Source organism: Janthinobacterium sp. RA13 (genome assembly GCF_000745325.1).
In the GTDB taxonomy this organism is placed as follows: Bacteria; Pseudomonadota; Gammaproteobacteria; order Burkholderiales; family Burkholderiaceae_D; genus Janthinobacterium; species Janthinobacterium rivuli.
Genome location: NZ_JQNP01000001.1, coordinates 3909086 through 3935727, shown reverse-complemented (window position 1 = coordinate 3935727; position 26642 = coordinate 3909086). Strand labels below are relative to the sequence as shown.

Annotated in this window: 13 protein-coding genes, 2 tRNA genes and 4 rRNA genes; 15 read left to right on the top strand and 4 right to left on the bottom strand. The window is 59.6% G+C overall.

Annotated features, from left to right (window positions below):
- Positions 1 to 8: 8 nt before the first annotated feature.
- From FG13_RS17435 to FG13_RS17420, 4 genes are read right to left on the bottom strand one after another with little or no spacing between them, the layout of a single operon-like run.
- A complete protein-coding gene (locus FG13_RS17435; RefSeq protein WP_035822902.1) occupies positions 9 to 968 on the bottom strand; it encodes an MlaD family protein in 960 nt (319 codons plus the stop codon).
- Positions 968 to 1873, bottom strand: a complete 906-nt coding sequence (locus FG13_RS17430; protein ID WP_035822900.1) for an ABC transporter ATP-binding protein — start codon at positions 1871 to 1873, stop codon at positions 968 to 970. The genes FG13_RS17435 and FG13_RS17430 overlap by 1 nt, the downstream gene beginning before the upstream one ends.
- A complete protein-coding gene (locus tag FG13_RS17425) occupies positions 1873 to 3006 on the bottom strand; it encodes an MlaE family ABC transporter permease (RefSeq protein WP_035822898.1) in 1134 nt (377 codons plus the stop codon). The genes FG13_RS17430 and FG13_RS17425 overlap by 1 nt, the downstream gene beginning before the upstream one ends.
- A 57-nt stretch (positions 3007 to 3063) precedes the next feature.
- Positions 3064 to 4584 carry a B12-binding domain-containing radical SAM protein gene (locus FG13_RS17420; RefSeq protein ID WP_035822895.1) on the bottom strand — a complete coding sequence of 507 codons (1521 nt, stop codon included), beginning with the start codon at positions 4582 to 4584 and terminating at the stop codon, positions 3064 to 3066.
- Between the two features lie 133 nt (positions 4585 to 4717).
- Here FG13_RS17420 and FG13_RS17415 point away from each other — a divergent pair, with 133 nt between their 5' ends.
- From FG13_RS17415 to FG13_RS17345, 15 genes are all read left to right on the top strand, one after another.
- Positions 4718 to 6334 (top strand): DUF2138 family protein, encoded by a 1617-nt coding sequence (locus FG13_RS17415; protein WP_051959177.1) that lies wholly within the window; start codon positions 4718 to 4720, stop codon positions 6332 to 6334.
- Positions 6331 to 7002 (top strand): DUF1175 family protein, encoded by a 672-nt coding sequence (locus tag FG13_RS17410; protein WP_035822893.1) that lies wholly within the window; start codon positions 6331 to 6333, stop codon positions 7000 to 7002. Before FG13_RS17415 ends, FG13_RS17410 begins: the two co-directional genes overlap by 4 nt.
- Entirely contained in the window at positions 6999 to 11549 is a 4551-nt protein-coding gene (locus FG13_RS17405) for an alpha-2-macroglobulin family protein (protein ID WP_235211757.1), read from the top strand. The genes FG13_RS17410 and FG13_RS17405 overlap by 4 nt, the downstream gene beginning before the upstream one ends.
- On the top strand, positions 11549 to 13240 hold the full coding sequence (locus FG13_RS17400) for a DUF2300 domain-containing protein (protein WP_051959175.1): 1692 nt from the start codon (positions 11549 to 11551) through the stop codon (positions 13238 to 13240). Before FG13_RS17405 ends, FG13_RS17400 begins: the two co-directional genes overlap by 1 nt.
- A gap of 29 nt (positions 13241 to 13269) precedes the next feature.
- The gene (locus FG13_RS17395; RefSeq protein ID WP_051959630.1) at positions 13270 to 13998 is read left to right on the top strand and encodes a DUF2135 domain-containing protein; all 729 of its coding nucleotides are present in this window, start codon (positions 13270 to 13272) and stop codon (positions 13996 to 13998) included.
- A gap of 431 nt (positions 13999 to 14429) precedes the next feature.
- A 16S ribosomal RNA gene (locus FG13_RS17390) occupies positions 14430 to 15960 on the top strand.
- A gap of 98 nt (positions 15961 to 16058) precedes the next feature.
- Positions 16059 to 16135 (top strand) — tRNA-Ile (locus tag FG13_RS17385).
- 24 nt (positions 16136 to 16159) lie between these two features.
- Positions 16160 to 16235, top strand: a tRNA-Ala gene (locus FG13_RS17380).
- A 249-nt stretch (positions 16236 to 16484) separates the two neighbouring features.
- Positions 16485 to 19360, top strand: a 23S ribosomal RNA gene (locus FG13_RS17375).
- A gap of 138 nt (positions 19361 to 19498) precedes the next feature.
- Positions 19499 to 19611, top strand: a 5S ribosomal RNA gene (gene rrf, locus FG13_RS17370).
- Together the 16S, 23S and 5S rRNA genes with 2 tRNA genes alongside form the textbook arrangement of a ribosomal RNA operon.
- 225 nt (positions 19612 to 19836) lie before the next feature.
- Positions 19837 to 20526 carry a hypothetical protein gene (locus tag FG13_RS17365; protein WP_035822888.1) on the top strand — a complete coding sequence of 230 codons (690 nt, stop codon included), beginning with the start codon at positions 19837 to 19839 and terminating at the stop codon, positions 20524 to 20526.
- A 62-nt stretch (positions 20527 to 20588) separates the two neighbouring features.
- Positions 20589 to 22067, top strand: coding sequence for a DUF2868 domain-containing protein (locus FG13_RS17360; protein ID WP_035822886.1), 1479 nt, complete (start codon positions 20589 to 20591; stop codon positions 22065 to 22067).
- Complete coding sequence (locus tag FG13_RS17355) at positions 22064 to 23554, top strand: DUF3482 domain-containing protein (protein ID WP_051959174.1); 1491 nt, start codon at positions 22064 to 22066, stop codon at positions 23552 to 23554. The genes FG13_RS17360 and FG13_RS17355 overlap by 4 nt, the downstream gene beginning before the upstream one ends.
- Before the next feature lie 38 nt (positions 23555 to 23592).
- Entirely contained in the window at positions 23593 to 24672 is a 1080-nt protein-coding gene (locus FG13_RS17350) for a tartrate dehydrogenase (protein ID WP_035822884.1), read from the top strand.
- Between the two features lie 402 nt (positions 24673 to 25074).
- Positions 25075 to 26605: ribosomal RNA gene (locus FG13_RS17345) — 16S ribosomal RNA — on the top strand.
- Positions 26606 to 26642 lie beyond the last annotated feature (37 nt).

The following is a 26642-nucleotide window of genomic DNA, read 5'->3' as shown; positions in this document are numbered from 1 at the left end:
TGTTCTCCTTATTTGCCCGGTGCCGAAAAACCGGGCTCGCCCGGGCCGGGCGGGATGTCTGGGGCGCCGAACAAGATGCTCTGCGGCTGTTCATTGAGCGTGCTCATGGTGGTTTTCAGGGCGCGCATCGAGGAACGGGCTTCGCCGCTCAGCTCGATTACCTGCGGCAGCACTTCCAGCGACACGCCATTGGCCACCGTTTCCACGGAAGTGCCGACCCGGTCGACCGTGCCATTGACCTTGTCGAGCACGCCGCCGGGCGCCTGGATGTCGTTGCCCAGCTTTTTCCACGTGGCCGTCAAGTCCGACACGTTCTTGCTGGCCGTACTGACGGCCGTCAAGGTTTGCCGCGTTTGTTCCGTCAGTTGCGGCAATTGCGTCAGGGTCGGCTCCAGCTGCTGCGGAATGGCGCCGAAGGCCTTGGCCGCCTTGCCCACTTCCGTGAAGGCGCCCAGCATGGCCGCCTGGTTGTCGGGGCTGAGCAGGTTGTTGACTTTGTTGGTGATCTGCTCGGCTTGGTCAAGAATGCGCTTGCCACGCTTTTCCAGCTGGTCGAGCAAGCCCGCGCGCAGGGGAATCTGCGACGGCTTGTCCTTGCTGGTGCCCAGCAGTTTCGAGCCCACGTGTTCATCGTCGAGCTGGATGTAGGCGATGCCCGTCACGCCCTGGTAGCCGAGGGTGGCAAAAGTGGTATTGGTGACGGGGGTGTCGGGCGCCACGCTGATGTGCACGAGGATTTGCCCCGCCTTTTGCGTGTCGAAGTCGATGGCGTCGACCTTGCCCACTTCCAGGCCCCGGTAGCGCACGGTGGCCTGCGGGTTCAGGCCCGGCACGGACAGGGTGGTGGCGAGCAGGTAGGGGACTCTTTCCACGCGGTCGCGGTTGAACCAGACGCCGAACAGAATCGCGGCCACCAGCAAGGTGAGTGTAAAAAATCCCGTCATCAGGGCATGTGATCTGTTTTCCATTACTTCTCCGCTTTCTTGTCTGTGCCGGCGTCGTCGCCTGGCTGCGCCGCCTTGCCCGCCGCCGCCTGTTTCTCATCGAGGACGGCCAGCGCGCGCTTGCCGCGGTCGCCGAGGAAAAATTGCTTGATGAACGGGTGGTCGACTTCGATCACCTCGCGTGTGGGGCCGATGGCGATCACGTGTTTTTCCGCCAGCACGGCGATGCGCGTGGACAGGGCGAACAAAGTGTCGAGGTCATGCGTGACCATCACCACCGTCAAGCCCAGCTCGCGGTGCAGCGACTGGATCAGGGCAACAAAACTTTCCGACAGGTCCGGGTCCAGGCCCGCCGTGGGTTCGTCGAGGAACAGCAGCTTCGGCTCCAGCGCCAGGGCGCGCGCCAGCGCCACGCGCTTGATCATGCCGCCCGACAAGTCCGACGGCATTTTGAGCGCATGTTCCGGGCCCAGGCCCACCATATTCATCTTTAATAGTACCGCGTCGTGCACCAGCGCTTCGGGCAGCACGCGCAATTCGCGCATCGGCTGGGCCACATTGTCGAACACGGTCAGTGCCGAATACAGTGCGCCTTGCTGGAACAGCATGCCCCAGTGGTTGCGCAATTGCTGCAACTGGTCGGAACTTGCCTGGTTGATATCTTCGCCAAACACTTTGACGCAGCCGCGCGCCGGATGTTCCAGGCCCAGCATCTGGCGCAGCAGCACCGTCTTGCCCGTGCCGGAGCCGCCCACGATGGAAAGGATTTCGCCCCGTTCGATTTCCAGGTTCAAGTCCTGGTGCACGACGGTACGGCCGAACTTGGTCCACAGATTGGTGATTTCCACCACGGGCGCGCTGCCATGCAGGTTGAACTGGCCCCCGTTGCCTTCGCTCACCTTGCAAGCGATTTCGGTATCGTCCGTCATCAGTAGCCCACTCCATTGAAGACGATGGCGAACACGGCGTCGGCCAGGATCACGACCGTGATGGCCGTGACGACGGCGGTGGTGGTGCCGCGTCCCAGGCTTTCCGTGTTGGCCTTGATGCGCAGGCCGAAATGGCAGGAGACCAGTGCGATCAGCATGCCGAAAATCACGCCCTTGCCCAGGCCGATCATGTAGTTGGCCAGCGGCACGGCATCGGGCAGCTTCTGGATGAAATAGCGCGCCGACAAATTCAGTTCCACCTTGGCCGCCACCATGCCGCCGATCAGCGCGGCCGTATCCGTCCAGATGACGAGCAGGGGCATGGAAATGGCCAGGGCCAGCACTTTTGGCATGATCAGGCGGAAACCGTGCGAAATGCCCATCACCAGCATGGCGTCGAGCTCTTCCGTGACGCGCATGACGCCCAGCTGCGCCGTGATGGATGAACCGGAGCGCCCGGCCACGAGGATGGCGGCCAACAAAGGCCCCAGTTCGCGGATGACGCTCATGCCCAGCAGGTTGACCAGGTAGATGTCGCCGCCAAAGGCGCGCAGCTGCTGTGCGGACAGGTAGGACAGCACGACGCCGATCAAAAAGCCGACCAGGGCCGTGATGCCCAGCGCCTGGAAGCCCGCATGGAAGATATTGGCGGAAATTTCACGCCATGGCCCGCGCATGGGATGGCGCGCGAAGCGGCCGATATCCTGTGTCACCTGGCCGACCAAGGCAATAAAACCCTTCAAATGTTCGAAAAACAGCAGGATGGCCATGCCCAGCTTCATTACGGGCGTGAGGCGGTTGGCGCGCGAGGGCGGCGTTGCCAGCGGCCCCGTTTCTTCGATGCGCCGGAAAAACTCTTCCTGCGATGGCGCCAGGGTCAGCTGCGCGGGGCGCTGCTTGCCCCAGGCATTCCAGAACAGCTGGGCGCCAATATGGTCCATGCTGTCGATGGCCGACAGGTCCCATTGCACCTTGGCATCGCCCTGCAAGGGCTTGAGCTGGGCATCGATGGCCTTGATGGCATTGTCATGCGCCAGCGCGTGCACCTGCCAGGTGCCGCTGGCAGTGACAAGGGCTCCCTGTTGGGAGCTGGTCTGGGAGAGGGTCAGTTTCGGCGATTGTACAGTCGGCATCGTGCCAGTTTAAGGGAGAATGGCGCAGACCGCCACCGCTGTTCAATCGCCGGCCCCTCAGGACGCCAGGTGGCGCGCCTGCCGCTGCGGCAGGGCGACGTCCGGGCGCAGCTTGGCGCTGCCAGTACCCACTTCGGCTGGCTTGGCATGTGCGGCGGCCTGCGCGCCGCCCGCATAGTCGCTCGCCACGAGGGCGTTGGCCTCGACCGCGCTCATGCCGCGCGTCTGCAGCCATTGCGCTACCAGCTTGGCCAGGCGTTCCATGGCGATGCGGTGGGTGGCGTCCGTATGGGCATACAGCCAGTTCGAAAAATCCATGAAGTTTTCAAACGGCGCATCGCCGAGCATCCATTGCACCGTATTGGCGAAGCGGCCCGAGTTGGCGACCAGGTCCCAGTAGCGGGCGAAGCGCACGAGACGCTGCATGCTCATGAAATCGAGCTGTTTATTCGCCAGGATGGTGTACGGCGGGTGCGGGTCGAACACCATGCCATAGTTTTCCGTATGGCGAATGATGGGCGTGCCGCGCAGCCGCTTTAAGATGCCGAACTGGATTTCATGCGGTTTCAAGGCCACCAGCTTGTTGAAACCGGCCGCGAAGCTCGCTTCATCCTCGCCCGGCAAGCCGGCGATCAAGTCCACATGCAGGTGGGCGTTTGATTTTTCGCAAAGCCAGCGGATATTGTCGGCCGCCTTTTGGTTGTCCTGCTTGCGGCTGACCAGCGATTGCACGTCCGGATTGAAACTCTGGATGCCGATCTCGAACTGCAGCGCGCCGGGCGGAAACTTGCTGATGCCTTCTTTCAAGGCGTCGGGCAAATGGTCGGGCACCAGTTCGAAGTGGGCGTAGATCGGGTCGTCCGGATTCGCCTCGATCTTGTCCAGGAAGAACTGCATGATCTTCAAGCTGGTCTTGATATTCAGGTTGAAGGTGCGGTCGACGAACTTGAACAGGCGCGCGCCGCGTGCATGCAGGGATTCCATCTCGGCCAGGAAATTTTCCAGCGCAAAGGGCCAGGCCGTCTTGTCCAGCGCCGACAGGCAGAACTCGCACTTGAACGGACAGCCGCGCGACGCTTCCACGTAAATCGTGCGGTGGCGGATATCGTCGTCTGTATACAAGGAGTAGGGCAGTTGCAGTTCCGCCAGCGGCGCTTGCACGCCCGCGTGGATCTTCATCAGCGGTTTTGGTCCGTTGAGGATCTCGCCGCACAGCTTGGGGAAGGTGACGTCGCCCCAGCCCGTGATCAGGTAATCGGCCAGTTTGACGATTTCCTGCTCGCCCGCCTCATGCGACACTTCCGGCCCGCCCAGCACGATGATGACCTCGGGCGCGACCCTCTTGAGCATGGCCACCAGCTTGGTGGTTTCCTCGACGTTCCATATGTATACGCCAAAACCGATGATGCGCGGCTTGTTGACGAGGATGCGTTCGACCAGTTCCGTGGTTTTCGTGCCGATGACGAATTCCTGCAGCCGCGTCTGCGCTTGCAGCGGCCCCATATTGGCCAGCAAATAGCGCAATCCCAGCGAGGCGTGGGTGTAGCGGGCGTTCAGGGTGGAGAGCAGGATGGTCATGGCGGCGATGGAAACGGCGAAACCGCTATTTTACGCTGTCGCGTCAGCTGTGCGCTGCGGCCACAAATGCCATGTTACCATTTGTCAATAATTACTAACTTGTCAATGCTACGGCAGGGTAAAGGGATACACGGTGCTGGCGAAAAACGTACTCAATAAAAAAGTCCTGGTCGGGACGCTGGCCGGGGTGGCCGTGGTAGCCGCCGCGCTGGTCGGCTACCGGGTCTTCGGCTGGGGCGCGATGGGGCCGGTCAACGGCTTGAAGCTCGATTTGTCGCGGCCCGACGCGCTGGTCCGCACGAAAAGCCTGTCGGCCTTGCCGCGCGACTTGCTGACGGTGCCGCTGGCGCGCGACGTGCTGCGCGAGGATTTCCTGTTCTATTACGAGCAGAGCGAAGACCGGCTGGGCCTCAAGGGCAGCTTGCGCCGCATCGCTTATGAGCATGAATTGGGCTGGGGCGACCAGCTGCTGCGCATGGTGCTGGACCAGCCGGCGGAAGTGGCCTTGTGGCGCGACGCCGACGGCTCGCTCAAGCACTTTGCCATTGCCGTGTCGCGCAGCCAGCTCACGCGCCTGCTCGAGGAAGCGGGCAAGATCGCCTTGAAGGATACGCAGATGCGCGTGGCCGGCAGCTTGCGCGTCGATGGCGACAGCGTGCCCGTCTACGCGCTGAACTATGCCTACCAGCGCACCTTGCTGTTTGCCGCGCACGGCCAGCGCCTGGTCATCCTGTCCCATCCCGGCATGCTGTATGGCGGCAGCGATGGCAAGCATGGCGATGGCACGGCCGAGAAAACCGTGGCCAGCCTGCTGGCGCCAGAGCCGGCCAAACAAAACGTTTTTCATCCGCAGTTCCATCTCGACGGCGCCGCGCCCGAGGGCCACAGCATCGCCGTCAAGGCAGATTTCCTGTCGTTCGGCTACCAGCCCTTCTTTGGCGCCTTAGAGGCGCTGCGCTTCGATTTTCAACAGGGCGCCTGGCAATCGAAGGTGCTGCTCAATGCCGATAAGTTGAACAAGAGCGGCAAGGACGGCTACGACAGCAGCGCCTTGTGGCCCGTGCTGCCGCACAACCCGAGCGCCTGCTTCAGCGTGCCCGTCGACTGGACCGCGCTGCAGCCCGTGTTGAAGCACCTGGGCAGCAAGACATCGGAACCGGTGGCGCCGCTGGCCGAACACTTGCAAGGCCCTGCCGCCGCCTGCTGGTACGGTAACTCGCGCCTGCATACACCGGTGTTTGTCGCCACGCGCAGTGCGCAGGCCGGTGATGACGCTGTCTATGGCAGCCTGTTCGAGGCGGCCATCGGCGGCAAGGATCCCGTGCGCAAAACGACAGGTAAAGATGGCGCCGTTCGCTGGGAGCGCAGCGTCGCCACGGCGCTGGGCCAGTCCACGCCGGCGCTGGCCGTGGCCGGCAATACCGTCGTTTTTTCCGCCGACGGCAAGCTGGTGGACCAGGTGCTGGCCGTGCGCCGCAAGCAGGCGCCGGCCGCCAGCGACCTGCTGCCCGATGGCGCGCGCACCATCGGCCTGATCGCGCCGGCGTCGCTGGCCCGGCTGATCCAGCTGGAAGCCTTCGATACCCTGCCGGCGAATAACGAACCGGTCTTGCGCGCAGCCGCCAACGAACACCTGGTGCCGCGCCTGAACGCCTTGAAAAAATATCCGCCGCTGCGCATGGTGCTCAAGCGGCAGCCAGCCAGCGGCACGTCGTGGGAAACGCTGGAATGGCAAGAGGCCGCGCGATGACGCTGTGGCATGGACGCCGTGCCGCCTTGCGATCGCTGGCGGCTTGCGCCGCCACCGTGGCAATGCCCGCCTGGGCCTTGCGCGTGGCCGCCGAACCGCAGGTGCAGCTGTCGCAGGCGCAGAGCCGCGCCTTCCAGGCCTGGATGCTGCGCATCGTCAACGCGCAGATCGAACGGGGGCCGTCGCCGCGCTGGACGCACCGCGATTGCGCCGGCCTGGTGCGCTTTGCCGTCAATGAAGCGCTCACCGTGCATGACGCGAAGTGGCTGCATGCGAACGGCATCGCCAGCGACCGTCGCCTGCCGCCCGAGCTGGAACTGGACGCGAAGCAGGCCGCCTTGCGCAACCGCTGGGTACAGACGGGCGGCCAGGTCGGCCACTTCGTCACGGCGCTGGCGCTGGTGCAGCACAACAGCCGTTTCATCGCCCGCGAAATCAGCCAGGCGCTGCCCGGCGACCTGCTGTTTTTCGACCAGGGCGACGAACAGCACCTGATGGTCTGGATGGGGGCGCGCATCGCCTACCACACCGGCACCGTCACCCCCGACGACAATGGTCTGCGGACCGTCGATATCAAAGAACTTACGAGCTGGAAGGACACGCGGTGGCAACCTGTGGTCAACAATCCCAATTTCGCCGGTGTGTTCCGGCTGGCGTTTTTATCATGAAGCTGCTATTTATGGGCCTTCTCGCGCTGCTCATGCTGGGCAGCGCCTCCGCGCAGGAACGCGAGCCGAGCAACGAGTCTAGCAACTACGCCACCTTCAAGGGTGAACCCTTCTTCCTGCTGTCGGACGCCAGCTACGGCAGTGTTGATGAAGCGCGCGTGCGCCTGGAAGTGCCGGGCCGCGACATGGGGCGCATGAATCTGGAAGCGTATTCGGGCGCCGACATCGTCGTCTACCGCGTGCCCGAACCGATGGAATTCCTGAAAAAGCAGCGCAATCTGCACCGCATCCAGGTCGAGGGCAATTACCAGGGCGAGGGCCTGGCCAACACCTTGAGTTTTCTGTGGGATCGCTGGTGGAAGCAGTCGCGCCTGGCCTGGCGCAAGCTGTTTTCCGGCGAGGCGCGCCTGGCCGTTACCAAAGAGCAGCCGCAGCTGGCGACGAATGACGCGATCCGCCGGCGCACCGTGTTCGCCAATCATCCGCAGTACAAGCCGATCAAGGGCATGGAGCTGGTCGACAGCTTCCGCTATCCGATCTGGCAGGCCAGGGCCATCGCGCCGCCCAAAGGCGTCAAGCTCGATGGGTCCAGCAGCGACTTCATCGTCGCCGGCGCCGGCAACGTGATGATCCCGTTGGGCAAACGCAAGCCGGGCTTGTACCTGATCGAAGCGATCATCGGCGAGCACCGCGCCACCACGCTGGTATTCGTGTCGGACACGGTGGCCGTCACCAAGGTATCGTCCGGCCAGATGCTGGTGTGGACGGCACGGCGCGACAACAGCGCCGCCGTGGCCGGCGCCAATGTGGCATGGACGGACGGTACCGGCGTGCTGCAATCGGCCACCACGGGTGTCGACGGCGTCGCCTCGCTCGAGCGCGGCAGCCCGGAACACACGTATGTGCTGGGCCAGGACCGCGACGGTGGCGTGTTCGTATCCGAGAATTTTTACTATGACAGCGAGATCTACAACACCAAGATCTATGCGGTGACGGACCGGCCCCTGTACCGGCCCGGCGACGAGGTCAACGTCAAGTTTTTGGGCCGCGAATTCACCTCCGCGCGCAACTCGCAGGCAGCCGCCGCTGCGCCGATCAGCTTGAGCGTGCTCAATCCGAATGGCACGCCGCTGCTGACGCAAACGCTGCAGCTGTCCGGCGACACGGGCGCGGACACGCGCTTCCGCCTGCCCACGGAAGCGACCGCCGGCGGCTATGAACTGCGCTTCAATTACAAGGATGGCGTGTATGGCGCGGCCTTCCGCGTGGCCGAATACGTCAAGCCGCACTTTGAAATCAACGTCCAGCCCTCGAAGCCGGAATTCAAGACGGGCGAGGCCGTCAAGGGCAGCATCGCGCTGCGCTACCCCGATGGCAAACCGGTGAAAAATGCGAAGATGACCTTGTCGCTGCGCGGCCAGCAAAACACCATGGTCGAAGGCGAACTGCGTTACAGCGGCCTGTTCCCGGTGGCCTTGAAGACCGAGGAAGTGACGAGCGACGGCAGCGGCAATGTGGACTTCAGCTTGCCTCCGGCCGCCGATCCTTCGCGCTACATCCTGACCGTGCTGGCGACCGATGGCGCGGCCTACCGCGTCAAGGCGACGCGCGAGCTGATGATAGAACGCTCGAGCAGCAGCTACCAGCTGAAGGCCACGCGCCAGTTTTCCGATCCGGGACAAAACGTGCATTTTGACTTGCTGGCCGATGGCCAGGGCGCGGCCAAGCCCGTGCGCTGGGAGATGGTGCAGCTGGAAAAACAGAGCAAGACCGACGGCGCGTTCGACCCAAACGCCAAGGGCTGGGACGTGACGTTCCCCGCCTCGGGCTCGTATCAGCTGGCGCTGCGCGACGAGCGTGGCAACTTGCTGGCCGCCGCCAGCCACTGGGTGTCGGGTGATGGCGTGCAAACGACGCCGGGCAGCATCGAGATCGTGCTGGACCGCGCCCGCTATCGTCCGGGCGACACGGCCGAAGCCCTGATCACCTTCTCCGACAAGGTCGAGCAGGCGCTGTTCACGTTAGAACGCGACAAGGTGGAGCACCATGGTTTGATGGCCGGCGGCGCTGACTGGTACCAGGCGAAACGCGTGGCGCCGCGCCAGTGGCGAGTGCGCATTCCGGTAAAAGAAGAGCATGGCCCGAACATGACGTTCTCTGTGGCGTACACGCGCGATGGCGACTTCGTCTTCGAGAACGCCGGCCTGCAAGTGATCGAGCCGCGCATCGCGCTGCAGTTCAAGGCGGACAAAGAGGTCTACCAGCCGGGCGAGAAGGTCACGCTCGATGTGAAGGCGACGCTGGACGGCAAGCCTTTGAGCACGATGGTGGCGCTGGGCGTGGTCGATGAAATGATCTATGTGCTGCAGCCGGAAATCGCGCCGGACATCGGCGACTTCTTCTATCACCCGCGCCGCAACAACGTGCGCACCACGGCCAGCCTGTCTTTCATCAGCTACGACATGGCGCAGGGCCGCACGGCCGGCGCACCGGCGCGCCACAATTACAACGAGCGCGGCGTCAAGGTGCTCGAACGTCCTCGCCGCGACAATATCGATACGGCTTACTGGGCGCCTTCGCTGAAGACCGATGCGAATGGTAATGCGCGCGTGAGTTTCACCATGCCCGATGCGCTGACCCGCTGGCGTATCACGGGCCGCGCGATGGATGAGCAGGGGCGCGTCGGCCAGCGCACCGCCTATCTGCGTTCCGATAAAAACTTCTATGCCAAGTGGACGGCGCCCGACTGGATGCGTGCTGGCGATGCGCCGCGCGCTTCGGTGGCCGTGTTCAACCAGACAGGCAAGGAGCAGGCGCTCGACGTCGTTCTCTCTGGCGGAGCGCAGCCGAAGACGGAAAAACTGTCTGCCAAACCGGGTGTCAATTACGTCGAATTTCCGTTGACTGCTGGCGGTGGGCCGCTGCGCCTGGAAGTAAAACAGAATGGCAAACTGGTCGACTCCTTGGACACGGCCATGCAAACCTTGCCCGCGGCCTGGAGCAGCCCTCGCTCGCTGGTGCTGCCGCTTGATGGCGCCACCGGTGATATTCCACTCAAGCTGCCGGCGGACGCGCGCAATATCCGCGTCTCGTTCGCGCAAGGCGCGGCCAGCCAGTTCGCGCGCATCGCCGACGATCTGATCGACTATCCATATGGCTGCGTGGAGCAGACGGCCAGCCGCTTGATTCCGCTGGCGCTGGCTACGCAAAGCCTGGGGCCGGACGCGGGTGCTGCAAGCGAGCGCCTGCAAACGCTGCTGACTGCGCAGCGCCTGCGTCTGGTGTCCATGGCCGGTCCGAACGCCGTCTTCGGCTGGTGGGGTAATGCCACGGCCGGCAATGCCCTGATGACTGCCTACGCCTATTACGCGGACTGGTACGCGGCGCGCGCGCTGCGCATCGAGCTGCCGCCCGAGCACTGGAACAAGCTGCTGGCCGTCTACAGCGAACATGGCTTGAAGGATGCGATGGGCGACCGTGCGCTGGTGTTGTGGATGGCGCGCGAGATGGGCCTGCCCACGCAGACGCTGGCGGCGGGCCTCGTGGACGACAGCGCCATCGCCGTCCTGGGCGGCAAGCCGCGCCAGCCTGGCGACACGAGCAGCCTGCTGCTGGGCGGCGCACTTGACCGCGAAGCGCAAGCGATGGGCCTGGGTCTGGTGGCGCTGGTGGCCGCCCAGAACGGCATCGCCCTGCCGCATTCGCTGCAGCTGCAAGTGGCCAGCTCATGGCAGGTGTTGAGTGTATCGAAAGCGCCGGTGGCGCAGGCCTTGCTGATGCTGGCCGGTGAAGTGCCGGCTACCCAGGCCGAGGTGGTGCTGGCCAGCGTGCGCGCCGAGATGCCGACCCTGGACCGCGCGATGACCTTGATGTGGGTGCAAAAGAAGCTGGGCGGTGCATCGTTCGGCAAGGGGCCGGTCGTTACGCTGGACGGCGCCTGGCAAAAACGCGACAGCCGCAGCGGCCAGCCGGTCTGGCGCTGGAGCGATACCAAGAGTATTCCCGATAAATTGCGTCTCGCCGCATCGACCGCGGCGCCGGCCGGCACGGTGGCCGTGCTGCAGTACGATAGCCACGCGGCCGAAGCGCCAACCTTGCCGGTTGCCGTCGAACGGCGCATCCTGCGCATGAAGGCGGGCAAGGGCGGTTACACGACGGAGCTGGTCAAGCCGGGCGAGGCGCTCAGCACGGACGCGCTCTACCTCGATGAAATTACCTTGAAAGCGGCGCCGGGCGCGAAGCACCGTTTTGGCTTGCTGGAAGTGGCGCTGCCGCCGGGCGCCATGGTCGAATCGACCACCTGGGGCATGGTCATGGCGGGCGACAAGCCGGCGGCGCTGGAACGCGCGCGCCACACCGAGCGCCGCGACGGCTACGCCGTGCCGGTCGAGCCTTTGGCCGGCGAGGTGACGGTGCGTCATTTGATTCGCTTTGCGCAGAAGGGCAGTTACGTGCTGCCGCCAGCGCGCTTTTACCGCATGTATCAGCCGGAGCAGAAAGCCTTCGAAGGCGGCGGCAAGACCACGCGCGCGTTGAAGGTCGAGTGATGGGCTTTGTACGTCCGGCCTTGATGCTTGCCACGCTGCTGGCGACGCCCGCTTTTTCGGCCTCCTTGGATGTGGCCTGGTGGCGTGACGGCAAAATCGAAGTGCGGCAGCTGCGCCAGGGCGGCGCCACGCTGCCACTCTCGCCGCCGTTTGACGGCGCGCGGCAAGTGCCGCTGGCCAGCCTGTGGAAGCTGTTCGTATATGTGTATGCGAGTGATAACAAGGTGGCGATGCCGGACTACCGCTGCGGCGGCCGTGATCCGGAAGAAGTGTATTGCTGCGATGCGGGCCAGAGCATCGGCCACGACGCGGCGCTGGCGCAATCGTGCGGCCCATTTTTCTCGCCCAAGCGCCTGATGATCGCGCCAGCGTCATGGCGGCAGTACTGGACGGGCCGCCTGGGTAGTGCGCCGGCAGGGGACTTTGCCTGGCTGTCGGATCCCGCGCAGCTGGCACCAAATCGCATGGTGCGCCTGGACAGCCTGCTGCGCGCGCTCGACAGCATCCCGGCCGCCAGCCGCGTGGACGCGGAAGCGGCGCTGCTGCGCGTGGTGCTTGATGGACGCGGCGCCGGCACTGCCCGCTGGTTCGGTAGCCAACTGCGCGTCAAAACGTATTCCTGGCACGAGCAGCGCCGGGCGGACGAACGCATCGGCGGCGCGGCCGGCTGGCTGGCCGACGGCACGCCGATCTGGTTTGGCGGCGCGGGCGGCAGCAGCAATGTCTTTGAACAGTGGGCGCCCAGGCTGGCCGCCAGCTTGCCGAAAGTGGGCGCGGCCGACGATGGCGGCTGTGTGGTGGTCGATTACTTCAAGCGCTATCCGATTCGCGCCGTGCGCGGCGAGCGTGGCGTGGCTGCGGTTGGGCCGCTGAATGGCCGCTACCATGTGCAGTTCGACAATGGCCAGAACCTGGCCTTGCGCAGCAGCGGTGAACTGATGCTGCTACAAGAGAAGGGCGGCCGCCCGCAACTGCGCGGCCGCTTCGGCGTCAATGAGTATGTGGCGCGCGTGCTCGATCGCGAAGCGAGTACTGGCGAGCCGGAAGCGGCCAAGGCGCTGGCAATCGCCGCGCGCACGTATCTGCAGCAGAACGCGGTGACGGTGGCCGGCTGCCAGCAGATTGCCGACAGCAGCGCGACCCAGCGCGTCAGTCCCAGCCCGGCCACGCCGGCGGCGCTGGCCATTGCGCGCTGGACCGACCAATTGATCATCGATGGCGTCACCGTGCGCTATCACAGCAACCAGGCGTCCGAAGGGACCATGGCGTGGAGCGAGGCGGTGCGCCAGGCGAAACAAGGCAAGCACTATGATGAATTGCTGGCGACGGCCTATCCTGGGGGTGCGCTGAGCACCTTTGGCAATACGGGCGCGCGTTGCCGGCGTCTGGCGCAGAACGAGGAGTGGCTGGCGCGCTCCGTGCCGCGCTGGCAGCGCGTGCTGCTGCGCGAGGCCGGCTACGAGGCGCCGCCGCAAGCGCCGCTGGTCTGCGCCTTGCAGAGCGGCGCGCCGTATTCGGAGCAGTCGCGCAACCGCATCTACATGCGGCCGCTGGCCACGCGCGAAGACCGCATCACCCTGGCCCATGAATACCTGCATCTTGGCCTGCGCAACCATCCGCGCGGCCAGGACGAAGAATATGTCGAGCGGCTGGCCCGCCGGCTCGTCGACCTTAACCTGGAGGCCCTGTGAGTTTTTATATCCGTTGCGCGATTCCCCTGATGCTATTGCCACTCTGGGCGCAGGCCCAGGTCACCATCGACGCCCCCAAGAGTGGCTGGCGCAATTCGGCCGGCGCTAGCGAGGAATACACGCAAGCGGTCAACTACCCCGCCGCGTCGGTCAACCTGCAGCCGGGCCAGGCCGAAACGGCGCAGATACGGGGGCGCATCGCCGGCGCCGTCAAGGGCAAGCCCGCTACGTTGGTGGTCAATGGCGTGGCGATGCCGATGGAAGTGGGTGAGGATGGCAGCTACAGCCGTCCCTATGGCTTCGGCAGCGGCTCGAACAGCGTGGAAGTGCGCTCGCCCGATGGCAGGAGCCGCGCGCGGACCCAGTTCGTCGACAGCTACCAGGGCAAGACCCAGGCGCGCTTGCGCGTCGTGCTGTCGTGGGACAGCGCCGGCACCGACCTCGATATGCACGTGGTCACGCCGGACGGTGGCCACGCCTGGTACGGCAATCGCGTCTTGAAAGATGGCGGCGCGCTGGATGTGGACGTAACCACCGGTTATGGCCCGGAGATCTTTTCCAGCGCGGCGCCCCTGAAGGGCAATTATCACGTCTACGTCAATTACTACGGCAGCGGCGAGAATACCGCCATGCTGACCGTCGCCCGCATATCGGTCATCACCAACGAAGGCACGCCGCGTGAAAAGCTGCAGAGCTTCCAGGTGCCGATGCGGGCCGCCGGGGAGCTGACCCTGGTGAAGTCATTCGTGTTGCCATAAATGGCTCTTGCGGAGCCGCGGCACCTTGGCTATAATTCGCCCCCTCGCTGAACGACGCATGCAAATGCCGAGTGAGACGAGAGAAAAGAAGGAGTTGACGGATTTAGCGAAATGCTTCATACTCTTCCTTCTTCGCAGCTGACAAACACAACGCTTTGTCGATAGCGCGAGAGTAGTAAATAAGCAGCACCGAATACAGTTCTTTAACAATTAACAGTCGATAAGTGTGGGCATTTGATGTAAGTGCAGCGTCAATCTTCGGATTGGCGTCTAACTTAAAATATCAAATGTTCACAAGAAATAATGAAATAGGATACTTCTTCGGAAGTAGCCTGTCAGTTTTTTGAGTGAGCAAACACCTCGCAATGCGAGGGGTTTGAACTAGTTAAATAGTTCGACCATGCCGGTAAAACGGCAAAGTAACAGAGATTAAACTGAAGAGTTTGATCCTGGCTCAGATTGAACGCTGGCGGCATGCCTTACACATGCAAGTCGAACGGCAGCACGGAGCTTGCTCTGGTGGCGAGTGGCGAACGGGTGAGTAATATATCGGAACGTACCCTAGAGTGGGGGATAACGTAGCGAAAGTTACGCTAATACCGCATACGATCTAAGGATGAAAGTGGGGGATCGCAAGACCTCATGCTCGTGGAGCGGCCGATATCTGATTAGCTAGTTGGTAGGGTAAAAGCCTACCAAGGCATCGATCAGTAGCTGGTCTGAGAGGACGACCAGCCACACTGGAACTGAGACACGGTCCAGACTCCTACGGGAGGCAGCAGTGGGGAATTTTGGACAATGGGCGAAAGCCTGATCCAGCAATGCCGCGTGAGTGAAGAAGGCCTTCGGGTTGTAAAGCTCTTTTGTCAGGGAAGAAACGGTGAGAGCTAATATCTCTTGCTAATGACGGTACCTGAAGAATAAGCACCGGCTAACTACGTGCCAGCAGCCGCGGTAATACGTAGGGTGCAAGCGTTAATCGGAATTACTGGGCGTAAAGCGTGCGCAGGCGGTTTTGTAAGTCTGATGTGAAATCCCCGGGCTCAACCTGGGAATTGCATTGGAGACTGCAAGGCTAGAATCTGGCAGAGGGGGGTAGAATTCCACGTGTAGCAGTGAAATGCGTAGATATGTGGAGGAACACCGATGGCGAAGGCAGCCCCCTGGGTCAAGATTGACGCTCATGCACGAAAGCGTGGGGAGCAAACAGGATTAGATACCCTGGTAGTCCACGCCCTAAACGATGTCTACTAGTTGTCGGGTCTTAATTGACTTGGTAACGCAGCTAACGCGTGAAGTAGACCGCCTGGGGAGTACGGTCGCAAGATTAAAACTCAAAGGAATTGACGGGGACCCGCACAAGCGGTGGATGATGTGGATTAATTCGATGCAACGCGAAAAACCTTACCTACCCTTGACATGGCTGGAATCCCCGAGAGATTGGGGAGTGCTCGAAAGAGAACCAGTACACAGGTGCTGCATGGCTGTCGTCAGCTCGTGTCGTGAGATGTTGGGTTAAGTCCCGCAACGAGCGCAACCCTTGTCATTAGTTGCTACGAAAGGGCACTCTAATGAGACTGCCGGTGACAAACCGGAGGAAGGTGGGGATGACGTCAAGTCCTCATGGCCCTTATGGGTAGGGCTTCACACGTCATACAATGGTACATACAGAGCGCCGCCAACCCGCGAGGGGGAGCTAATCGCAGAAAGTGTATCGTAGTCCGGATTGTAGTCTGCAACTCGACTGCATGAAGTTGGAATCGCTAGTAATCGCGGATCAGCATGTCGCGGTGAATACGTTCCCGGGTCTTGTACACACCGCCCGTCACACCATGGGAGCGGGTTTTACCAGAAGTAGGTAGCTTAACCGTAAGGAGGGCGCTTACCACGGTAGGATTCGTGACTGGGGTGAAGTCGTAACAAGGTAGCCGTATCGGAAGGTGCGGCTGGATCACCTCCTTTCTAGAGTTTGCACGAATCAGAAATGATTCACGCATCAAATGTTCACACTTATCGGCTGTTAGTAAGAGAAGAAACAGTAGTCGTAGTAGTTCCGCGTTGGGGCTGTAGCTCAGCTGGTTAGAGCACCGTGTTGATAACGCGGGGGTCGTTGGTTCGAGTCCAACCAGCCCTACCAGTAAAAACCGAGTAGTAAATCTCAGGGGGATTAGCTCAGCTGGGAGAGCACCTGCTTTGCAAGCAGGGGGTCGTCGGTTCGATCCCGTCATCCTCCACCAAAGTTTTACTCGAAAGTGCAAATGTAAGCCAGTCAAACAGACCCGGTTTAGATTTGATCTTTTAGCGATCAAAGCTGTTTCGTTCTTTAACAATCTGGAAGAAGTAAAGATTATTTATTGATCGGTTTGCCGTAAAAAGCGAATCGATGGGTAATGATTGTATGTATCAACAAACAAGCAACAACGTTGTACTTTCTTATCCCTGTAGCGCTCTTTCCTCATGCAAATGATGAGAGGCTAACGTTATAGGGACAAGCGAATAAGTGCACATGGTGGATGCCTTGGCGATTACAGGCGATGAAGGACGTAGTAGCTTGCGATAAGCTGCGGGGAGTGAGCAAACACACTTTGATCCGCAGATTTCCGAATGGGGCAACCCACCCTTTTAGGGTATTGCATACTGAATACATAGGTATGCAAGGCGAACGCGGCGAACTGAAACATCTAAGTAGCTGCAGGAAAAGAAATCAACCGAGATTCCCAAAGTAGCGGCGAGCGAAATGGGAAGAGCCTGTACGTGATAGTCGGACCGATAACAGAATCCTCTGGAAATAGGAGCCATAGTGGGTGATAGCCCCGTATGTGAAATCGGACCGGTGATACTAAGCGTACGACAAGTAGGGCGGGACACGTGACATCCTGTCTGAATATGGGGGGACCATCCTCCAAGGCTAAATACTCGTAATCGACCGATAGTGAACCAGTACCGTGAGGGAAAGGCGAAAAGAACCCCGGAAGGGGAGTGAAATAGATCCTGAAACCGTGTGCATACAAACAGTAGGAGCGGACTTGTTCCGTGACTGCGTACCTTTTGTATAATGGGTCAGCGACTTACATTCAGTGGCAAGGTTAACCGAATAGGGAAGCCGTAGAGAAATCGAGTCCGAATAGGGCGATCAGTCGCTGGGTGTAGACCCGAAACCAAGTGATCTACTCATGGCCAGGATGAAGGTGCGGTAACACGCCCTGGAGGTCCGAACCCACTAATGTTGAAAAATTAGGGGATGAGCTGTGGGTAGGGGTGAAAGGCTAAACAAACTTGGAAATAGCTGGTTCTCTCCGAAAACTATTTAGGTAGTGCCTCAAGTATCACCATCGGGGGTAGAGCACTGTTATGGCTAGGGGGTCATTGCGACTTACCAAACCATTGCAAACTCCGAATACCGATGAGTGCGAGCTTGGGAGACAGACGTCGGGTGCTAACGTCCGGCGTCAAGAGGGAAACAACCCAGACCGCCAGCTAAGGTCCCAAAGATTGGCTAAGTGGAAAACGAAGTGGGAAGGCTAAAACAGTCAGGATGTTGGCTTAGAAGCAGCCATCATTTAAAGAAAGCGTAATAGCTCACTGATCGAGTCGTCCTGCGCGGAAGATGTAACGGGGCTAAGCCAGTCACCGAAGCTGCGGATATCTAGCAATAGATATGGTAGGAGAGCGTTCTGTAAGCCTGCGAAGGTGTCTTGTAAAGGATGCTGGAGGTATCAGAAGTGCGAATGCTGACATGAGTAGCGATAATGGGGGTGAAAAGCCTCCACGCCGTAAGCCCAAGGTTTCCTGTTCAACGTTCATCGGAGCAGGGTGAGTCGGCCCCTAAGGCGAGGCAGAGATGCGTAGCTGATGGGAAGCAGGTTAATATTCCTGCACCGTCGTATGATGCGATGGGGGGACGGATCGCGGAAGGTTGTCCAACTGTTGGAATAGTTGGTTTTTGGCTCATAGAAGGCACTTAGGCAAATCCGGGTGCGGAATTCAAGGGGTTGAGACGAGTGCACTTGTGCACGAAGCAATCGGAAGTGGTTCCAAGAAAAGCCTCTAAGCTTCAGTCATACGAGACCGTACCGCAAACCGACACAGGTGGGCGAGATGAGTATTCTAAGGCGCTTGAGAGAACTCGGGAGAAGGAACTCGGCAAATTGGTACCGTAACTTCGGGAAAAGGTACGCCCCGGTAGCTTGAATGGTTTACTCCATGAGGGTGAAAGGGTTGCAATAAACTGGTGGCTGCGACTGTTTAATAAAAACACAGCACTCTGCAAACACGAAAGTGGACGTATAGGGTGTGACGCCTGCCCGGTGCTGGAAGATTAAATGATGGGGTGCAAGCTCTTGATTGAAGTCCCAGTAAACGGCGGCCGTAACTATAACGGTCCTAAGGTAGCGAAATTCCTTGTCGGGTAAGTTCCGACCTGCACGAATGGCGTAACGATGGCCACACTGTCTCCTCCCGAGACTCAGCGAAGTTGAAATGTTTGTGATGATGCAATCTACCCGCGGCTAGACGGAAAGACCCCATGAACCTTTACTGTAGCTTTGCATTGGACTTTGAACCAATCTGTGTAGGATAGGTGGGAGGCTTTGAAGCGGGGACGCTAGTTCTCGTGGAGCCAACCTTGAAATACCACCCTGGTTTGTTTGAGGTTCTAACCTTGGTCCGTTATCCGGATCGGGGACAGTGCATGGTAGGCAGTTTGACTGGGGCGGTCTCCTCCTAAAGTGTAACGGAGGAGTTCGAAGGTACGCTAGATACGGTCGGACATCGTGTTGATAGTGCAATGGCATAAGCGTGCTTAACTGCGAGACTGACAAGTCGAGCAGGTACGAAAGTAGGACATAGTGATCCGGTGGTTCTGTATGGAAGGGCCATCGCTCAACGGATAAAAGGTACTCTGGGGATAACAGGCTGATTCCTCCCAAGAGTTCATATCGACGGGGGAGTTTGGCACCTCGATGTCGGCTCATCACATCCTGGGGCTGTAGCCGGTCCCAAGGGTATGGCTGTTCGCCATTTAAAGTGGTACGTGAGCTGGGTTTAAAACGTCGTGAGACAGTTTGGTCCCTATCTGCCGTGGGCGTTGGAAATTTGAAGGGGGCTGCTCCTAGTACGAGAGGACCGGAGTGGACGAACCTCTGGTGTACCGGTTGTCACGCCAGTGGCATTGCCGGGTAGCTAAGTTCGGAAGAGATAACCGCTGAAAGCATCTAAGCGGGAAACTTGCCTTGAGATGAGATTTCCCAGAGCCTTGAGCTCTTTGAAGGGTCGTTCGAGACCAGGACGTTGATAGGCTGGGTGTGGAAGTGCAGTAATGCATTAAGCTAACCAGTACTAATTGCCCGTACGGCTTGTCCCTATAACCTTAGCAGGTACAGAGGATAAGACGGTACAACGTTGCGTGTGTGTTGATACTACCAGTCATTACCCCAATCTTTGCTTCTTCCAGATTCAGGCTTTGTCGTCCAATTGGAGACAAATGCCAGTACAAGTTATGCCTGATGACCATAGCAAGTTGGTCCCACCCCTTCCCATCCCGAACAGGACCGTGAAACAACTTTGCGCCGATGATAGTGCTGCAACCAGTGTGAAAGTAGGTTATCGTCAGGCTTGTTATTCGCAGTAGAGAAAAACCCGTCAAGTAATTGGCGGGTTTTTTTTCGTCTGGTGGTTTGATATGCCGTGGATGGTGTCGGCTTACGCGCTGCGCGCTAAGCCGACCTACGTCTGCCTTTGTCATTTTCACCACATGTTGTGCACGGCGGGCATCGTCATGTTCTCTTCATATTGACACTGTACGATGACTTCCATTCTCATCAAGTAGTGTGTGCACCCATGTTGGCCAAGCTTAAACTCGTCAAAACTCCCAAAGGCATCGATAGCGCCTTGATGCTGTCGGCCATGCTGATAATTTGGATCGGCAATTACAGCAACCTCGACCTCATGATCGCCGACAGTATGTTCGACGGAATGCGCGGGCAATTTGTCGGCGCTGGCAGTGCGTGGACGCGCGGTTTCCAGTTCTGCATGACCTTGCTGGCCGCAGCTGCGATTGCTCTGGCGGTCTGGGACACGCAGCGTCCACTGGCCTGGCCGGCCTCACGCCGCAGCGCCTTGCATGTCGTGGCGCTGTCGGCTGTCCTGGTGCCATTAAGTATTTATTTGCTATCCTCATTCAGTGATGTGCCTTGCCCCACGGATTTGTTGCGCTACGGCGGAATGGCGCCGTACACGCGCCTGCTGGAAACATTACCGGCCAGCGCATCTGCCATGGTCTGCCTGCCCGCTACACAGGCGAATACTGCCTGGTGGATGCTGGCCTTGCCATTGTTCTGCCTGCCCGGACGGCCGCGCACGGCGTTTCTGCTCGTCGGAGTCATATTGCTGTGCGGTTTGGTCGCAGGCTGGCAGCAACAGTTGCAAGGTACGCAATTTTTTACACACACCTTGTGGTCTGCCTGGATCGCTTCTTTCCTGATATATCTGCTGCATAAGCTGCTCCGGGCCGAGGACGCGTTGGCCTGAAACACAAAAGTACGTCACAATCTGCCTGTGTAGTTGTCGTTTCATACAAAAACAGGAGCACCATGAACGAGCAGATTGCGAGAGAAGTGGTATTGGTCCGTGCTATCGAGACGGCCGACCAGAAAAAAGAAGTCCTCAGTGAGGATGACCGCATGTATGCCAGCCGCAGCGCGCGTGAGCTTGCGCAGTGGCAAGCTTCGGGCAAGCAGGCCGAAGTGACAGGTGACGATTTCCTGCAGCAGCGCTCGGAACTGATCCTCAAGCGCATCACCGAGCGCACGCCCGCCTTCGCCGCTTTCGCGAAACGCCGCAATGGCATGAAAACCCTGGCGCTGGCCCTGCCCCTGCTGGCTTTGCTGCTGGGCGCCGGGCTGGACCGCATCACAGATCCCCATCGTGTCGACTTGCTGTCGGCGCCCTTGCTGCTGATCATCGCCTGGAATGTGCTGGTCTACCTGGGCTTGCTGATCTGGCTATGCATCCCTTCGCGTTCCCTGGGCTGGCCGAAGGCGGGACTGGTGCGCCACCTGAGCGTGGGCCGCCTGGCGTTGCCGCGCAAGTTGCCGCACGCCTTGTCCTCGGGCTTGCTCAGTTTCATGGGGGAATGGGCGCACTTGAGTGCCAAACTGACGGCCGCGCGCCTCAGTCGTACCATTCACCTGAGCGCCGCCATGTTTGCCATCGGCGCCGTTGCCTCCCTGTATGCGCGCGGTTTCCTGTCGCAATACGCAGCCGGCTGGGAAAGCACCTTTTTGAATGCCGGCCAAGTGCACAGCCTGCTTTCGACCTTGTTTGCGCCGGCTATTGCTCTGTTTCATTTGCAAGGCTTTTCGCTGGCGGAAATCGAAGCGCTGCGCTTCCCGCAAACGACGACCGTCGAAGGCGGCGCGCGCTGGGTGCATTTGTATGCGGCAACGATTTTCCTGCTGGTCGTCGTTCCCCGCCTGATCCTGGCCCTCGTCAACAACTGGCGCGCCGCACGCCTGGCCAGGAACTTTCCGCTGGATCTAGATCAACCGTATTTCCGCAAGCTCAATGAAAGCATCGGCGTGGCCACGGGCGGCATGCTGCGCGTCTTGCCATACAGCTTTACTGTTGATGAAGCACGCCACATGGGATTGGGCCAGCTGTCCATCATGCTGTTCGGCGAGCAAGGCCGCATGATGCTGCGTCCATCGACGTCGTATGGCGAAGAACCGCAGGACGTCTTGCGCGACACGGACTTGAATGATCCGCAAGTCAATATCACGGCCGTGCTGTTCAATCTGACGGCGACGCCGGAGAAGGAAAATCACGGCGCCTTTCTCGATTACCTGGCGCAATCGTCGGCACGCGGCATCGCCGTGCTGATCGACGAGTCCAGCTACCTGGAGCGCGCGGGCGAACAGGTGGATAACGGCGCGCGCCTGGCGGAACGAATCGCCTTGTGGCAACAGTTCTGCCAGTTCCACAAAACCACGGCCACCGTGGTCAATTTGCTCAACCCTGCCTTGCGCCCGCTCGATGCCGGTGTCGGGCTGAAAGTATCGGCAGCAGCATGAGTGTGAATGTGAATAAAGATGTGCAGGAGGATGCGGTGCAGATTCAGTTTGCGCTGATTTCGCACACGAATAATGGCAAGACTACCCTGGCGCGCACTTTGGTCGGCGTGGACATCGGCGAAGTGCGCGATGCCGCTCACGTGACGGTGTTTGCCGAATCGCATACCTTGCTGGCCACGCCGCAGGGCGATGCCTTGCAATTGTGGGATACGCCAGGCTTTGGCGATTCCGTGCGCCTGCTCAAGCGTCTGGGGCAGTCGGGTAATCCCATCGGCTGGTTCCTGCGCGAAGTGCTGGACCGTTACCGCGACCGTCCGTTCTGGCTCAGCCAGCAAGCGCTGCGCACGGCCAAGGACTCCGCCGATGTGGTGCTGTACCTGGTCAACTCCTCTGAACACCCAAAGGATGCGGGCTACTTGCCGGCGGAAATGAAAATCCTTGCCTGGCTGGATAAGCCCGTGGTGGTCTTGCTCAACCAGATGGGGCCGCCGCGTCCTGGCAATGAGGAGCACGGCGAGCAGGCACGCTGGCGCGAGCACCTGCAGCAGTATCCGATCGTGCGCGACGTCCTGGCGCTCGATGCCTTTGCCCGCTGCTGGGTTCATGAGCGCGTGTTTTACGAAGCCGTGGGTAAATTGTTGCCGCAGTCGCAGCAAGGCGGTTATACGCGTCTGTTTGCTGCCTGGCAAGGGCAGAATACGGCGCGTTTCCGGCAGGCCATGCACCTGCTGGCCACGCAGTTGGCTGTTGCCGGACAGGATCGCGAAGCCATTGATCCGGCGTCCAGGGGCTTGTTGAAATCGGCCTTGCAGGTGGTGGGTATCGGCAAGAATGCAGAGCAGCAACGCCAGGAAAAGGCCATGGCCAGCCTGGTGGCGCGACTCAATACGCATAGCGGTACCACCACGCGTGAGCTTTTGATATTGCACAAACTCGACCCGACCGATGCGCATAAGATCAATAGCCGGATACGGGAGAACTTTGCCGTGCGCGCGCCTATCGACAAGGCGCAAGCGGGGCTATTGGGTGCCATGATTTCCGGTGCGGCGACGGGCCTGTCGGCCGACCTGATTTCCGGCGGCCTGACCTTGGGCACTGGCGCTTTGCTTGGCGGCGTGGTCGGTGCGCTGACGTTTGCAGGCGCAGCCTGGGGCTTTAATTCCGGCACGGACCGCAATGAGCCCACGATGCAATTTACCGATGCTTTCCTGCGCACCCTGGTGGTGGCGGGCGTGCTCCGTTACTTGGCGGTGGCGCACTTTGGCCGTGGCCGCGGCAATTTCGTTGAAAGCGAAGCGCCGGCCTTCTGGCAAGATGAAGTCGAGCAGGCGGTGGCGCGCCATGAGGGCGCATTGGCCGAGTTGTGGAAAGAGGTGCGCCGCGAGAAATCAACTGAACTGGCGGCCGAGCGTGTGCAGCCCATCATCGCGGCGATCACTGCCGATGTACTGGCGCGTCTGTACCCGGACGTGGCGCAGCCGATGTAAATACGGGCTTCCATCGCCTATTTCCAACAGGGTTTCCCATGTGCACACATAAAATCGCCGTCATTGCCGGTGACGGCATCGGCAATGAAGTCATGCCGGAGGGCTTGCGTGTCATTGAGGCGGCCGCCCGCCGCTTCAATATCGACTTGCAGTTCACGACAATGGCTTGGGCCAATTGCGATTATTACCTGGAGCATGGGCAAATGATGCCCTCGGACTGGTTCGCCCAGCTCAAGGATTTCGACGCCATCTATTTTGGCGCCGTGGGCTGGCCGGACAAGGTGCCCGACCATATCTCGCTGTGGGGTTCGTTATTGAAATTCCGGCGCGAGTTCGACGAATACGTCAACTTGCGGCCTGTGCGCCTGATGCCGGGCGTGCCGTGCCCGCTGGCGCATAAAAAGCCTGGCGATATCGATTTTTATGTGGTGCGTGAAAATACGGAAGGAGAGTATTCATCCGTGGGCGGGCGCATGTTCGAGGGGACGGAGCGCGAAACGGTGCTGCAGGAATCCGTGTTTACCCGCAAGGGCGTCGACCGTATCCTGAAGTATGCGTTTGAACTGGCGCAAAGCCGGCCTAAAAAACACCTGACATCGGCGACCAAGTCGAATGGCATTGCCATCAGCATGCCATATTGGGATGAGCGGGTGGAAGCGATGGGCCCGAGCTTTCCCGATGTCCGCTGGGATAAATACCATATCGATATCCTGGCGGCCCGCTTTGTATTGAGCCCCGAGCGCTTCGATGTGGTGGTCGCTTCAAATCTGTTTGGCGATATCCTGTCGGACCTGGGGCCCGCCTGCACGGGAACGATTGCCATTGCCCCATCGGCCAATATCAATCCGGAGCGGACTTTTCCTTCCGTCTTCGAACCGGTACACGGTTCCGCACCCGATATCTATGGCCAGAATATCGCCAACCCGATCGGCATGATCTGGTCGGGCGCCATGATGCTGGACTTCCTCGGTAATGGTGATGCCAATTACACGGCGGCGCATGACGCGATTGTGCGCGCCATCGAGCAGGTGCTCGAGCATGGTCCGCGCACACCGGACATGGGCGGCAGCGCCAGTACGACCGATGTCGGCATGGCGGTTGCCGAATTACTCAAATAAAGCTTGCCGCCCATGGGCGGCTTTGCTATAGTTCGCCTCCCCAATGAGACGCAGTCACTGCGGCAGTTGAGGATCACCGGAAACGGCGATGAGTAGTAAAGAAGGAGTTGACGGATTTAGCGAAATGCTTCATACTCTTCCTTCTTCGCAGCTGACAAACACAACGCTTTGTCGATAGCGCGAAAGTAGCACCGAATACAGTTCTTTAACAATTAACAGTCGATAAGTGTGGGCATTTGATGCAAGTGCAGCGTCAATCTTCGGATTGGCGTCTAACTTAAAATATCAAATGTTCACAAGAAATAATGAAATAGGATACTTCTTCGGAAGTAGCCTGTCAGTTTTTTGAGTGAGCGACCCGTCGCAAGACGGTGCCAATAAAATGGCAAAGTAACAGAGATTAAACTGAAGAGTTTGATCCTGGCTCAGATTGAACGCTGGCGGCATGCCTTACACATGCAAGTCGAACGGCAGCACGGAGCTTGCTCTGGTGGCGAGTGGCGAACGGGTGAGTAATATATCGGAACGTACCCTAGAGTGGGGGATAACGTAGCGAAAGTTACGCTAATACCGCATACGATCTAAGGATGAAAGTGGGGGATCGCAAGACCTCATGCTCGTGGAGCGGCCGATATCTGATTAGCTAGTTGGTAGGGTAAAAGCCTACCAAGGCATCGATCAGTAGCTGGTCTGAGAGGACGACCAGCCACACTGGAACTGAGACACGGTCCAGACTCCTACGGGAGGCAGCAGTGGGGAATTTTGGACAATGGGCGAAAGCCTGATCCAGCAATGCCGCGTGAGTGAAGAAGGCCTTCGGGTTGTAAAGCTCTTTTGTCAGGGAAGAAACGGTGAAAGCTAATATCTTTTGCTAATGACGGTACCTGAAGAATAAGCACCGGCTAACTACGTGCCAGCAGCCGCGGTAATACGTAGGGTGCAAGCGTTAATCGGAATTACTGGGCGTAAAGCGTGCGCAGGCGGTTTTGTAAGTCTGATGTGAAATCCCCGGGCTCAACCTGGGAATTGCATTGGAGACTGCAAGGCTAGAATCTGGCAGAGGGGGGTAGAATTCCACGTGTAGCAGTGAAATGCGTAGATATGTGGAGGAACACCGATGGCGAAGGCAGCCCCCTGGGTCAAGATTGACGCTCATGCACGAAAGCGTGGGGAGCAAACAGGATTAGATACCCTGGTAGTCCACGCCCTAAACGATGTCTACTAGTTGTCGGGTCTTAATTGACTTGGTAACGCAGCTAACGCGTGAAGTAGACCGCCTGGGGAGTACGGTCGCAAGATTAAAACTCAAAGGAATTGACGGGGACCCGCACAAGCGGTGGATGATGTGGATTAATTCGATGCAACGCGAAAAACCTTACCTACCCTTGACATGGCTGGAATCCCCGAGAGATTGGGGAGTGCTCGAAAGAGAACCAGTACACAGGTGCTGCATGGCTGTCGTCAGCTCGTGTCGTGAGATGTTGGGTTAAGTCCCGCAACGAGCGCAACCCTTGTCATTAGTTGCTACGAAAGGGCACTCTAATGAGACTGCCGGTGACAAACCGGAGGAAGGTGGGGATGACGTCAAGTCCTCATGGCCCTTATGGGTAGGGCTTCACACGTCATACAATGGTACATACAGAGCGCCGCCAACCCGCGAGGGGGAGCTAATCGCAGAAAGTGTATCGTAGTCCGGATTGTAGTCTGCAACTCGACTGCATGAAGTTGGAATCGCTAGTAATCGCGGATCAGCATGTCGCGGTGAATACGTTCCCGGGTCTTGTACACACCGCCCGTCACACCATGGGAGCGGGTTTTACCAGAAGTAGGTAGCTTAACCGTAAGGAGGGCGCTTACCACGGTAGGATTCGTGACTGGGGTGAAGTCGTAACAAGGTAGCCGTATCGGAAGGTGCGGCTGGATCACCTCCTTTCTAGAGTTTGCACGAATCAGAAATGATTCACGCATCA